Here is a 12,739-nt window from a genome sequence, read left to right as displayed (position 1 = left end):
CCATGGCCAACCGTTCCCAGATACAAGCCCGCGCCGCGATGATGCGGGTCCGGTTCGAGGCCGCTGGTGCACAGGTCGTCGACCCGCCCCTGTTGCAACCAGCCGAAACGCTGCTGGACCTCTATGGCGAAGATATCCGTGCCCGCGCCTATGTGACCTCGGATGCGCTGCGCGGCGAACAGATGCTGCGCCCAGATTTCACGCTGCCAGTCGTGCAGATGCACATGAGCGATGGGGCTGAACCCGCGCGCTATACTTATTCCGGTGAGGTGTTCCGCCGTCAGGAGCACGACCCGGATCGGTCAAACGAATACATTCAGGTGGGGTACGAGGTCTTTGACCGCGATGATCCCTCGGGCGCAGATGCCGAGGTTTTTTCGCTGTTCGCCCTTCAGCTGCGCGGGCTGCCGTTGCGTGCGGCGACCGGCGATATTGGTATCCTGATGGCTGCGGTTCAGGGCCTGCGCACCACGGATCGCCGCAAGGCCGCCCTGATGCGGCACCTGTGGCATCCGCGTCGTTTCCGCAATCTGCTGGATCGGTTTGCAGGGCGCAAGCCGGTGCCAGAAGGCCGTGATGCCTTGCTGGATTCCCAGGACCCGCTGGCCATTGATGTGCCGATGATCGGCAAACGCCGCGCAAGCGAGATTGAGGCGCGGATCGAAGCCTTGCGCGAAGACCGCGACATCCCGCCGATTTCCGACAGCGAACTAGGCGGGTTGGAAACTTTGCTCAACGTGCGCGAAACCATGCCTTTTGCGTTAGAGCAACTGCGCGATGTGGCGGTAGACCTGCCGCAGATTACCCCGGCGCTGGACCGTCTTGAGACACGCGTGGCCGCATTGCAGGCGCGTGGTGTCGATGTCGAGAGGCTAGACTTCGAAGCTGCCTATGGCCGTACTTCCATGGAATATTACGACGGGTTCGTCTTTGGCTTCTATGCTGAGGGACGCCCGGACCTGCCTCCGGTTGCCACGGGCGGGCGGTATGATGCGCTGACCCGGCAATTGGGCAATGGTGCTGAAATCCCTGCTGTGGGTGGCGTGCTGCGCCCTGACCTGATCCTGGAAATCGAGGAGGGCGCGCAATGAGCCTGAAACTGGGCGTGCCCTCGAAGGGCCGGTTGATGGAGAAAACCTTCTCGTGGTTTGAAAAGCGCGGCATTACCCTGTCGCGCAGTGGTTCGGACCGGGAATATGCCGGTAAGGTCGAAGGGATTGAGGGCGTATCGCTGATTCTGCTGTCTGCAGGGGAAATTCCGCGCGAACTGGCGGCTGGGCGCATTCATCTGGGCGTGACCGGTATTGATCTGGTGCAGGAAAAGCTGCCGCGCTGGGAACAGCAGGTGGAAGAGGTGTCACAGCTGGGCTTCGGTAAGGCTGACCTGATCATTGCGACACCGGCCTGCTGGGTGGATGTCGACACGCTGGACGATTTGGACGCTGCTGCAGCGGCCTTTCGTAAAACCCATGGCCATCGGCTGAGGATTGCCACCAAGTACCACCGGCTGGTGCGCGAGTTTCTGACCGATGCGGGCGTCGCCGATTACACCCTGGTCGACAGTCAGGGTGCGACCGAGGGCACGGTGATGAACGAAACGGCCGAGGCGATTGCGGATATCACTTCGACCGGCGAAACCCTGCGGGCAAATCACCTGAAGATTCTGTCGGACGGAGTGATCTTACGGTCGCAGGCGACGCTGTGGCGCAGCAGGGTGCCCAACTATTCAGCCGATGACAAAGCGGTTCTATCCAAGTTACTGGATCACCTGACCTGATCAAAGCACTCCGATTTCGGCCAGCGCGCGGTTCAAATCATCGGGCAGGGCGTCGTCCTGCTCGCGCCCTTTTGGCAGATCGGCAGGGGTGTCTTCGGGTTTCAAATAGCGCCAGCCCTGAAACGGGCGCTTCAGAGCGGTTTGCGTACGGTGCACCTCTGGATCAAGCACGACGGCGCAACGGCGGATGCCGTCCTCACCGCGCACCTCATCCAGCCGCAGGATGCGCTGACGGCATTGGATTACACCCTTGATCACCCAATAAATTGACCCGCCGTTCAAAATCTCGGCCTCGCGCTTGGGCCACATGCGGGTGACATGGCGCGGGCAACCATCCTCGTACAGCGGTTTACGGCTGTCCTGCCACGCGATCAGCGTGTCTACACTTTCCGATCCGACCGAGAGTTTTATCAGGTTTACGTACTTATCCACAGCTTTCCCACAGAGTCGTCCCAAGGTCCACCTTTATATTGTAGCCTGATGACCGGCGTCATCAAGGTGTTGTGGTGGACGTGTGATTTAGGATAGTCTGGATACCTCTTTCAGTACAGGGAATCACCAATGAGCCGCTTTGCCGCCCCCATCGCCGAGCAGATCTGGGACATGAAATACCGCTTCAAACAGGCGGATGGCACACCGATCGACCAGACAGTCGAAGACAGCTGGCGGCGCATTGCCCGCGATTTGGCACGAGTGGAAAAAGATCAGGGGCATTGGGAAGATAAGTTCTTTGAAGCGCTGGAAGATTTCAAATACCTGCCCGCAGGTCGTATCACTGCGGGCGCAGGTACTGCACGGCAGGTGACCCTGTTCAACTGTTTTGTCATGGGAACCGTTCCCGACAGCATGGGCGGTATCTTTGACATGCTGAAAGAGGCTGCGTTGACCATGCAGCAGGGTGGGGGGATCGGCTATGATTTCTCGACCATCCGCCCACGTGGGGCTGATGTGCATGGGGTGGCCGCCGATGCCTCGGGGCCGTTGTCGTTCATGGATGTGTGGGACGCGATGTGCCGCACTATCATGTCGGCGGGTTCGCGCAGGGGTGCGATGATGGCCACCATGCGCTGCGATCACCCGGATATCGAACAGTTTATCACAGCCAAATCCGACCCGGCCCGCCTGCGCATGTTTAATATGTCGGTGCTGGTGACCGACCCCTTCATGGAAGCCGTCAAAGCCGACGGCCCGTGGGATCTGGTCTTTGGCGACAAGGTCTATCACACCGTTCAGGCGCGCGATCTGTGGAACAAAATCATGCAGGCCACCTATGACTATGCCGAGCCGGGCGTGATCTTCATCGACCGCATCAACCAGGCCAACAACCTGAGCTATGTGGAAACCATCGCCGCCACCAACCCATGTGGTGAACAGCCCCTGCCGCCATATGGCGCGTGTCTGCTGGGCTCGATCAACCTTGCGCGATTGGTAGCTGAACCTTTTGAGGATGCGGCACACCTGGATGAGGCCGCATTGCAGGATCTGGTCGCCACCGCCGTACGCATGATGGACAATGTGGTCGACGCGTCGAAATTCCCGCTGCCGGAGCAGGCGGCCGAAGCGCAAGCCAAACGCCGCATCGGGCTGGGTGTGACAGGTCTGGCCGATGCATTGTTGATGAAGGGCCTGCGCTATGGCTCGGACGAGGCGGCGCGTCAGACCGAGCGCTGGCTGCACGCGATCGCCCGCGCCGCGTATCTGGCGTCGGTGGACTTGGCGAAGGAAAAAGGGGCGTTCCCCCTGTTCGATGCCGAGAAATTCCTGGCCAGCGGCACGATGCAGCAAATGGACGAGGATGTGCGCGATGCGATCCGTGAACATGGCATCCGCAATGCATTGCTGACCTCGATTGCGCCCACGGGAACGATTTCCCTTTACGCTGGGAACGTGTCATCGGGAATCGAGCCGGTCTTTGCTTATGCCTATACGCGCAAAGTTCTGCAGAAAGACGGCTCGCGCACCGAGGAAGAGGTGGTGGATTATGCCGTGCAGATGTGGCGTGACAAGTTCGGGGACGCGGAATTGCCCGACTATTTCGTCAATGCGCAGACGCTACCACCGTCCGATCACGTCAAGATGCAGGCCGCGGCGCAGAAATGGATCGACAGTTCGATTTCCAAGACGATCAACTGCCCCGAGGACATCAGCTTTGACGCGTTCAAGGATGTATACATGCAGGCGTGGGATCAGGGGTGCAAAGGCTGCACCACCTATCGACCGAATGACGTGACCGGGTCGGTGCTGACCGTTTCGGAAAGTGCCGACACTGCGCCGGGCGAAAGCGCCGCTGCGCCGCATGAGGTCGATGGAGGCGAAGTCGTGTACATGTCCGAGCCTTTGGATCGTCCGCAGGCGTTGGAGGGGTCGACCTATAAACTGAAGTGGCCCGATAGCGAGCACGCGATCTATCTGACCATCAATGACATTGTCATCGGCGGCCGGCGTCGCCCGTTCGAGGTGTTCATCAACTCGAAGAACATGGAACACTACGCTTGGACGCTGGCGCTAACCCGGATGATCTCGGCCGTGTTCCGGCGGGGCGGGGATGTGTCCTTTGTGGTCGAAGAGTTGAAGGCTGTGTTTGACCCGCGCGGCGGAGCCTGGGTTCAGGGCAAATACATCCCGTCGATCCTGGCCGCGATTGGTGGCGTGATCGAGCAGCACCTGATCAATATCGGCTTTCTTGAAGGGGAAGGCATGGGGCTGAAATCCGACCCTCAGGCGCAGGTGGTCAATATGGATGCGCCACGCGGCAAAGCCTGTCCGTCCTGTGGTCAATTCGATATGGTGATGATCGAAGGTTGCATGACCTGCCGCAGTTGCGGGCATTCCAAGTGTGGCTGAGTTAGAAATCCTAAAGCAACAAAAGTTGATCGATTCTGGCGGGAAAATACCCCGCCAGAAGTCAATAGTTGAATCTCAAAGGCCACAATTTCGTTAACATTACATTAACGTCTCTTTTCCGCCTTAATTTACGTTGATAAGGGTAGCCCAGTACGCAGTGATGGGTTTAAGGGTACAGGCGGTAATATGAGAACCGGAAAAAGCGGTCGTATAGCCATTTCTTGGAGGCAAACGGAAATCGATGGACTTGAGGCAGCGCCCTTGTCCTTTTTGAGCGTCGGAGCTGCCTGGTCGTGGCGCGGACAGGCACGATTTTTGAAGAATTCCTCTGTGCAGATGCTGGAAGGAGCCGAAGACATTGGTTCCGACTTAGCGACGCTGAGCCATTGCGCGCATGTTCAAAACCTTTCAGAGGAAGCGAGTGGCCTGCTTGTGTTGACCAACGGTGCGCAAACTTTCACAGCGGCGTTGTTCCCAGTTGCTGGCGAATCAGCCCCGATACTGGTCTTCGAAGGGGATTGCCCGGAGCGGGATCAGGATTTCTGGATTAGTGAAGTCGCCGAATTTGCGGGCCAGGGGAACGAAGCAACCGGGATGGATGAGACTGTCATAGCGTTCCCATCCCGATCCACTCCGGTCCTGGATGATCAAGATCAGCAGAGGGCGGTTTCTGTCGGACGCAGAGCTGACTGACCCGCAGGTAAACCTCGATTTCAATGGAAATTCCAATGTTGCATGGCATGGTGTGTTGACTCTGCCGGTTTCGCGGATATAAGCGCGGCTTCATTGGTGTTGGTGGCCCCCGCAAGGGGATGCCTGTCATGGGGGAAACCTCAAGAGGACAACGCCCTTCATAGTGGTCCGTCTGGACCTCGACCTTAAGAAGGAGATCAGCCGTGACCAAACGCACGTCTGCCAAGCACAAAATCGACCGCCGGATGGGCGAAAACATCTGGGGTCGTCCGAAATCCCCGGTCAACCGCCGCGAATACGGCCCCGGCCAGCACGGTCAGCGCCGCAAGGGTAAACTGTCGGACTTCGGTCTGCAGCTGCGCGCCAAGCAGAAGCTGAAAGGTTACTATGGCGACCTGACCGAGAAACAGTTCCGCCGCATCTACGCAGAAGCCGTCCGTGTGAACGGTGATACTGGTGAAAACCTGATCGGTCTGCTGGAGCGCCGTCTGGACGCTGTTGTTTACCGCGCCAAGTTCGTGCCGACCGTGTTTGCTGCACGTCAGTTCGTGAACCACGGACACGTCAAAGTGAACGGCAAGCGGGTCAACATCCCCAGCTACCGCGTCAAAGAAGGCGACGTGATCGAAGTGCGCGACAAGTCCAAGCAGCTGGCTGTTGTTCTGGAAGCTGTTGCTTTGGCCGAGCGTGATGTGCCTGACTACATCGACGCGGACCACTCGAAAATGACCGCGACTTTCGTGCGCGCACCGGGTCTGGGCGATGTGCCGTACCCGGTCATGATGGAGCCGAACCTGGTCGTCGAATTCTACGCGAAGAACTAATCTTCGCCGAGACGCAAAATTTAAAGGGCCGCGCTTTCAGCGCGGTCTTTTTTTGTTTGTAGGGGCTCTGCCCTAGTCGATGCACGACGCACCCGAGGTATTTTTGGCCAGATGAAAAAGCGGATCAGATCGGCAAGGGGCGACCTTCGGCGATTGCTTCCATCGCGAAATACGAGGTCACGCTGTCCAGTTCGACTTTTTCGATCAGGCGTTGATAGACCTTGTCATATGACGCCATGTCCTCGGTCACGACCTTCAATTGATAGTCATAGTCGCCACCAATCCGGTGGAAATCCACCACTTCGGGGATGGTCAGCACATGGCTGCGAAATGCCTGCAACCACTCGGCCGAGTGATGCCGGGTGCGCAGCATAACAAAAACCACAAGGCTCAGCCCCAACTTCTCCCGTGCGATCCGTGCGGTTGAGCCGGTGATCACACCATCCTCATTCAGTGCCTTCAACCGCCGCCAACAGGCGTTCTGCGACAGCCCGACCCGATCGGCCAGTTCGCGTTGGGACAAGGTCGCGTCTGTTTGCAGCTCACGCAGGATGCGTTTATCAATTTGATCTATTTTTTCCACCATTCCTGATCATATGACACAAATTATTGAAAATCTATCAAAAGAACGGTGAAGTTTACTCAGGCAAAAGCAATCACATTGGTAGGGCAATACGGAGACTATGCCATGACCCTGTCCAAATTTCGCGCAGACATCCTGTCCACCACTCGCAATTCAAGCCTGCGCGACGGGCTGATCGGAGAGAACGTTCTGATCCCGGGTCTGCATGGGGACGTGCCGCTGGTCTATGCGGATTACGTCGCTTCGGGCCGTGCGCTGCGGCAGGTTGAGGATTTTGTCACCGAACAGGTGCTGCCTTTTTATGCCAACAGCCACACCGAGGCCTCCTATTGCGGTTCATACATGACTCGGTTGCGCCGCGAGGCGCGTGCAGAGATTGCCCGCATCGTTGGCGCGAGGGGAGAAGACGCGGTGATATTCACCGGGTCCGGCGCTACTGCGGGTCTGAACCGGCTGGTCAGCTTGTTGGGTGTGGATGCGGCTGACCGGCCGGTCGTTTTGATTGGGCCGTACGAGCATCATTCGAACATTTTGCCGTGGCGTGAAAGCAAGGCACAGGTGATCGAGATTCCTGAAGCTATTGAAGGTGGGGTTGATCTGGCGGCGCTGGAGCAGGTTCTGATCGACAATGCTGCATCGGATCTGATCATCGGGTCGTTTTCGGCTGCGTCGAATGTAACCGGAATCATTACCGACCCGGATCCGATCACCCGACTGCTCAAGGCGCATGGCGCCGTTTCGGTCTGGGATTACGCAGGCGGTGGTCCTTATCTGCCGATGGACATGGGGCCAGAGGATGCGCGCAAGGATGCTATCGTTGTGTCTCCGCATAAGTTTCCGGGCGGGCCGGGCGCGTCGGGTGTTCTGATCGTCAATCAGACCGCCGTGCGCCGCACATGCCCCAGTTGGCCCGGTGGTGGCACGGTCAGTTTTGTTTCGCCCTGGCGGCACGACTACAGCGAGGACCTGGCCACGCGCGAAGAGGCCGGAACACCCAACGTGGTCGGAGACATCCGCGCGGCGCTGGCTTTTATCGTCAAGGATGTTGTCGGCACTGATGAGATCGCCGAAAAAGAGGCGCAGTTTAACCGTATGGCGCTGGACGGGTGGGGTGACAACCCGAACCTGACCTTGCTGGGCGTCGATAACCCGCATCGCCTGCCGATCTATTCCTTCCTTGTGCGGGATAACTCTGGCCAGCCTGTTCATCAGCAACTATTCACCCGGATGCTTAGCGATATTTATGGCATTCAGGCGCGCGGCGGCTGTGCCTGTGCGGGGCCATATGCGCACCGTCTTCTGGGGATCGACCGCGCAACCTCGGATGAATTGCACGCGGCCCTGTCCGCGGGGGAAGAGATGAAGAAACCCGGCTGGGTGCGGCTGAACTTCTCGTATTTGATGAGCGAAGAGACCGTTCAGTTCATCATCGACAGTGTTAATGACCTGTCCCACCGGACCGAAGAGTTCGTACCATTCTACAACGCTGACCCGGCAACGGCCCGCTTCAAAGCGGCGTGACGGAATTGCCGCTTTTCTCAACGCGTTGAGACGGGTATGAGAGGCTCCAATTAACGGAGCCTCTTATGACCAAGATCACCCCTCAACCCGGCATTATGGACATCGCGCTGTATCAGGGCGGCCAGTCGCATGTGGCCGGGGTCGAGCATGTGATCAAGCTCAGCTCTAACGAAAACCCGTTCGGGCCCAGCCCCAAGGCGATTGAGGCGGTGCGCGACAGTGCCGTGACCTTGCATCGTTATCCCAGCACCGACCACGCTAGCCTGCGTGCCGCGATCGGGGAACGTCACGCGCTGGACCCCGCGCGGATCATCTGCGGTGTGGGCAGTGACGAGGTGCTGCAATTCGTGGCGCAAGCCTATGCCGGGCCGGGGGATGAGGTCATTTACACCGAGCACGGGTTTTCCATGTACCCGATTATCGCCCGTATGGCCGGGGCAACGCCGGTCATGGTGGCGGAACGGGATCGTCACGTGGATGTGGACAACATCCTTGCCGCGGTTACCGAGCAAACGCGCATCGTGTTTGTCACCAATCCGGGCAATCCGACCTCGACTATGATCGGCGAGGCGGACCTTGTGCGGTTGGCCGAAGCTTTGCCGCAAAGCTGTCTGTTGGTCATTGACGGAGCCTATGCAGAATTCGTCGATGGGTTCGATGGTGGTGCGTCTTTAGTGGATCGGTTCGAAAACGTCATCATGACACGTACGTTTTCCAAGATCTACGGGCTGGGCGGGATGCGGGTCGGTTGGGGCTTTGCCGCGCAATCGATCATCGACGTGCTGAATCGTGTGCGCCAGCCGTTCAACCTGTCTCTGACCGCGTTGGCTGCGGCCGAAGCGGCGGTGAAAGACGACGACTACCTGACCTTCTGTCACGGCGAAAACGCCCGGCTGCGCGTTTGGCTTTCGGAAGAACTTGCCAAGATTGGCGTGCCTACAGACCCGTCTTGCACCAATTTCATACTGGCCCGTTTCACCGATCAGGCCGAGGCCGAGGCCTGTGACGATTACTTCAAGACGCAGGGTTTGATCGTGCGCCGTGTGGCGGGTTACAACCTGCCCAACGCCTTGCGGATTACCGTGGGCGATGAAGAGGCATGCCGCCGTGTCGTTGCGGCCATCACCGCATTCAAAGGGGGCGCCGCATGAGCCAGGTATACGACCGCGTCGCACTGATCGGGCTGGGCCTGATTGCGTCGTCCATGTTCTGGGCCATCAAACGCGCGGGCCTTGCGGGTGAGGTCACCGGCTATGCCCGGTCCGAGGCCACACGCGATACTGCCCGTCGGATAGGCCTGTGCGACCGCGTCTGTGACACGGTGCAAGAGGCGGTTGAGGGTGCGGATTTGGTAGTGCTTTGCGTACCCGTCGGCGCAATGGGGACGGTCGCGCAAGAAATCGCACCGATCCTGAAACCGGGCGCGACGGTGACCGATGTGGGCTCGGTCAAGCGGCACGTGATAGAAGCGGTCTCGCCCCATATTCCCGAAGGAGTGCATTTCATCCCGGCGCACCCGCTGGCAGGGACCGAGCATTCCGGGCCCGAATCCGGGTTTGCCGAACTGTTCGATAATCGCTGGAGTCTGCTGGTGCCGGTTGAAGGTTCGGACCCGGACGCAATAGCCCGTTTGCGTGCGCTTTGGGAAGGAATGGGCGCGAATGTGGATGAGATGGACGCGGACCACCACGATCTGGTTCTGGCTGTGACCTCACATGCGCCGCACCTGATTGCTTACACGATGGTTGGCGTGGCAGACGACCTGCGCCGCGTCACTGACACAGAGGTCATCAAGTATTCGGCCGCTGGTTTTCGGGACTTCACCCGCATCGCGGCGTCGGACCCGACCATGTGGCGCGATGTGTTCCTGACCAACAAGGACGCGACCCTGGAAATCCTCGGGCGCTTTACCGAGGAGCTTTTTGCGCTGCAACGTGCTATTCGCACCGGCGATGGCGAACATCTGTTTGACTATTTCACTCGTACCCGCGCGATCCGGCGTGGGATTATCGATGCGGGGCAGGATACGGATGCGCCTGATTTCGGACGGGGAAAGGCGAACCCATGAAACGCGGCTGGAGGTTCCTTGCGATTGGATATTTGGCGGTCTGCGCCACAGTGTCCAACGCGGCGCCTCCTGAACAGTCGCTGGTTCCGGTTGCGCGGCCTTCGGCGACCCCGGTGCTTGCCTTTGCCAGCCCTCTACCCAGCGCAAAGACCCGTCCTGCATTACGCCCTAAGTCTCCGCAATTATTGGCCGTGGCGGCACGCCCCTCGGAATTGCCGTTGCTGGGGCCGGATACCTCGTTGATGCCGTATCTGCGACCTAAGGAATTGGAACAGGAGGCGTTGTTCAAGAAACGCAAACTGCGCAAAACTTCGGTCTGTGGGGATATCGCTATTCAGGGCAAGCCTGTCGGAAATGTGCCCGGTCGTATCAAGGCCTGCGGCATCAAGGATGCTGTGCAAATCACATCGGTTTCAGGTGTGGTACTCAGCCGCCCGTCGACGATGGATTGCGGTACGGCGATAGCGTTGAACAAATGGGTCGACAAAACGGTCAAACCCACCTTCAAACGGCGCGGTCCGGTGGCCGAGCTTCAGATTGCTGCCCATTACGCCTGTCGGACCCGAAACAATCAAAAAGGGGCCAGAATTTCAGAACACGGCAAAGGCCGGGCAATCGACATCTCGGGCTTTAAAATGGCAGACGGAGAGGTCGTGACCGTTCTGAAAGGCTGGCGAAAGAACCCGTCAAAACGTCAGCTGACCAAAGTCTGGCGCGGTGCGTGCGGCCCGTTTGGCACGGTTCTGGGGCCGAATGCGGACCGGTACCACCGCGATCATTTCCACCTGGATACGGCACGCCATCGTCGCGGGCCGTACTGCCGTTAACGCAGGATCAGACGCGGTGCCGGGCCCAAAGGGATTGGGCCCATGGCGACAAACCCATCGCGGAAATTCAGCTGCACGTCCAACGCATTGGGGTTGCCGCCAAGCCCGGCCAGAAAATTCAGTGTCGTTGTCACTGGGTCTACCGCCTGATCGGGCAGGGCGCCTGCCGCGTTGGCCATGTCGATCATGTCGCGCCAGTTTTCGGCCCGGATCGCGATTTCTCCGGTGGGAATGCCCTGTGGGTCTACGTCCAGCTCTCCGGTTGCGAACAGGCGCAGCGCGCCCCATTTCATTTCAGCCAGGCGCAAGTCCAGCTTAACCGGTTGCGGTCTGCTTTGTTCCAGCGCGGATCGATCCCATGCCTTGTCGAAAGTGGCAGTCAGGTCCAGCTCCAGCGTTTCAAACGCTTGCGGCAGGGTAGTGGCCGAACGCATCAGTTCGCGCAGGTCATCGCCGGGGGTGAAGCCGTCTGCCTGCGCGCTGATCACATATGCCTCGGGGGTGGCGGTCTGTTCCATCACAAGGGCCAATGTGTTGCCCCCGGCCAAAGCCTCGGAATCATCGGTGATCGACCACGGCCCGGCAGTCAGAGCCATCTTTTCCAACATAAGCGCCACGCCGGGTTGCAGTTCCAGTTCGGCCTGCAGGTCGGTGGCCTGAATCGTTGCGGTCTGGTCGAAATAGGACAGGCGCTGCGGCGTGTCGGCAAAACGCAGCACTTGTCGACCAGGCCAGATTGCCGGGCTTTGGAATTCGATCCAGTCCGCGCTCCAGGCGGTGCCATTGACCGGGTCGGCCAGCGCCGGGTTATTCAGACGCGTCATGTGGTTCAGTGGATACCCTGCAGTTTCAACGTCTGAAAAATCAGCCTGCCAGCCCTGTTCCTGCTGTTTGTCAAACCATGTGGTGATCGCGTTGCGCAGGCCGAAGCCGGCGACGAACCAATAGACGCTCCAGATTACAGCGATGAAAATGATTACCCGTATCAGACCGCGCATGGCAGTTCGCCCTTTTTCCCACCTCGGAATTGATGTTTATAGACGCAAACGGGCAAGGACCAGTGCTATGACGATGTGGGTTTTCGGATATGGATCGCTGCTGTGGAATCCGGGCTTTCCGGTGGCCCGCAGCGAACGCGCCACACTGAACGGTTATGCGCGGTCCTTTTGCATGAGCTCGATCCACCATCGCGGTACTGAAGACCATCCTGGTCTGGTTCTGGCGCTGGACGAACAGGCCGACGCCAATTGCAAGGGGCTGGCTCTGGCGGTTGAGGCAGGACACGAAGACCGCACCCTGCATGAATTGCGCGAGCGCGAGCTGATCTCGTCGGCCTATGTCGAGAAGATGCTGGACCTGCACCTGGACAGTGGCGAGGTTGTGAATGCCGTGACTTACGTGATCGACGCCGATCATGTGCAGTATTGCGGCGGTATCCCTCTGGAAGAGCAGGCCCAGATAATCGCCCATGCGGTCGGCGGGCGGGGGCCAAACACCGAATACCTCTATAACACCGCCGAACATTTGGCCGAGATCGACCTGCGCGACCCCGATCTTGAGTGGTTGGCGCAACGTGTGCGTGATATCACCGCATAAACCCTT

Annotated in this window: 13 protein-coding genes; 10 read left to right on the top strand and 3 right to left on the bottom strand. The window is 58.9% G+C overall.

The window, feature by feature from the left end:
• Positions 1-2 precede the first annotated feature (2 nt).
• Both ACR0AJ_RS05110 and hisG read left to right on the top strand, forming a co-directional pair.
• Positions 3-1,091: an ATP phosphoribosyltransferase regulatory subunit gene (locus ACR0AJ_RS05110; protein ID WP_170347799.1), complete on the top strand. Its 1,089-nt coding sequence runs from the start codon at positions 3-5 to the stop codon at positions 1,089-1,091.
• A complete protein-coding gene (hisG, locus tag ACR0AJ_RS05105) occupies positions 1,088-1,777 on the top strand; it encodes an ATP phosphoribosyltransferase (protein ID WP_170347800.1) in 690 nt (229 codons plus the stop codon). Before ACR0AJ_RS05110 ends, hisG begins: the two co-directional genes overlap by 4 nt.
• Here hisG and ACR0AJ_RS05100 read toward each other — a convergent pair whose 3' ends face one another.
• Positions 1,778-2,209, bottom strand: a complete 432-nt coding sequence (locus ACR0AJ_RS05100) for a DUF1489 family protein (RefSeq protein WP_480645976.1) — start codon at positions 2,207-2,209, stop codon at positions 1,778-1,780.
• 129 nt (positions 2,210-2,338) lie between these two features.
• Between ACR0AJ_RS05100 and ACR0AJ_RS05095 the strand changes: the two genes are divergently transcribed.
• The 3 genes from ACR0AJ_RS05095 to rpsD all read left to right on the top strand — a co-directional run bounded on the left by ACR0AJ_RS05095 (position 2,339) and on the right by rpsD (position 6,138).
• Positions 2,339-4,621 carry an adenosylcobalamin-dependent ribonucleoside-diphosphate reductase gene (locus ACR0AJ_RS05095; RefSeq protein WP_170347802.1) on the top strand — a complete coding sequence of 761 codons (2,283 nt, stop codon included), beginning with the start codon at positions 2,339-2,341 and terminating at the stop codon, positions 4,619-4,621.
• A 315-nt stretch (positions 4,622-4,936) separates the two neighbouring features.
• Positions 4,937-5,314, top strand: coding sequence for a hypothetical protein (locus ACR0AJ_RS05090; RefSeq protein ID WP_480687048.1), 378 nt, complete (start codon positions 4,937-4,939; stop codon positions 5,312-5,314).
• A 203-nt stretch (positions 5,315-5,517) separates the two neighbouring features.
• Positions 5,518-6,138 (top strand): 30S ribosomal protein S4, encoded by a 621-nt coding sequence (gene rpsD / locus ACR0AJ_RS05085; RefSeq protein WP_170347804.1) that lies wholly within the window; start codon positions 5,518-5,520, stop codon positions 6,136-6,138.
• A gap of 124 nt (positions 6,139-6,262) precedes the next feature.
• On the opposite strand, the gene ACR0AJ_RS05080 is transcribed toward rpsD, so the two are convergent.
• Positions 6,263-6,724 carry an Lrp/AsnC family transcriptional regulator gene (locus ACR0AJ_RS05080; protein ID WP_170360571.1) on the bottom strand — a complete coding sequence of 154 codons (462 nt, stop codon included), beginning with the start codon at positions 6,722-6,724 and terminating at the stop codon, positions 6,263-6,265.
• 102 nt (positions 6,725-6,826) lie between these two features.
• Here ACR0AJ_RS05080 and ACR0AJ_RS05075 point away from each other — a divergent pair, with 102 nt between their 5' ends.
• From ACR0AJ_RS05075 to ACR0AJ_RS05060, 4 genes are all read left to right on the top strand, one after another.
• Positions 6,827-8,242: an aminotransferase class V-fold PLP-dependent enzyme gene (locus ACR0AJ_RS05075; RefSeq protein WP_170408960.1), complete on the top strand. Its 1,416-nt coding sequence runs from the start codon at positions 6,827-6,829 to the stop codon at positions 8,240-8,242.
• A gap of 65 nt (positions 8,243-8,307) precedes the next feature.
• A complete protein-coding gene (hisC, locus tag ACR0AJ_RS05070) occupies positions 8,308-9,393 on the top strand; it encodes a histidinol-phosphate transaminase (RefSeq protein WP_480740252.1) in 1,086 nt (361 codons plus the stop codon).
• Entirely contained in the window at positions 9,390-10,310 is a 921-nt protein-coding gene (locus tag ACR0AJ_RS05065) for a prephenate/arogenate dehydrogenase family protein (protein ID WP_480740250.1), read from the top strand. Before hisC ends, ACR0AJ_RS05065 begins: the two co-directional genes overlap by 4 nt.
• On the top strand, positions 10,307-11,137 hold the full coding sequence (locus ACR0AJ_RS05060) for an extensin-like domain-containing protein (protein ID WP_480740249.1): 831 nt from the start codon (positions 10,307-10,309) through the stop codon (positions 11,135-11,137). Before ACR0AJ_RS05065 ends, ACR0AJ_RS05060 begins: the two co-directional genes overlap by 4 nt.
• On the opposite strand, the gene ACR0AJ_RS05055 is transcribed toward ACR0AJ_RS05060, so the two are convergent.
• A complete protein-coding gene (locus ACR0AJ_RS05055) occupies positions 11,134-12,135 on the bottom strand; it encodes a DUF2125 domain-containing protein (protein ID WP_480740247.1) in 1,002 nt (333 codons plus the stop codon). The genes ACR0AJ_RS05060 and ACR0AJ_RS05055 overlap by 4 nt on opposite strands.
• Positions 12,136-12,202: 67 nt before the next feature.
• Here ACR0AJ_RS05055 and ACR0AJ_RS05050 point away from each other — a divergent pair, with 67 nt between their 5' ends.
• A complete protein-coding gene (locus ACR0AJ_RS05050) occupies positions 12,203-12,733 on the top strand; it encodes a gamma-glutamylcyclotransferase (protein WP_170347811.1) in 531 nt (176 codons plus the stop codon).
• Positions 12,734-12,739: the final 6 nt, after the last annotated feature.

It is taken from the genome of Ruegeria sp. CJ9 (genome assembly GCF_056536625.1).
Note: the sequence above shows the minus strand (reverse complement) of the source record. Positions and strands in the feature narration are given on the sequence as shown.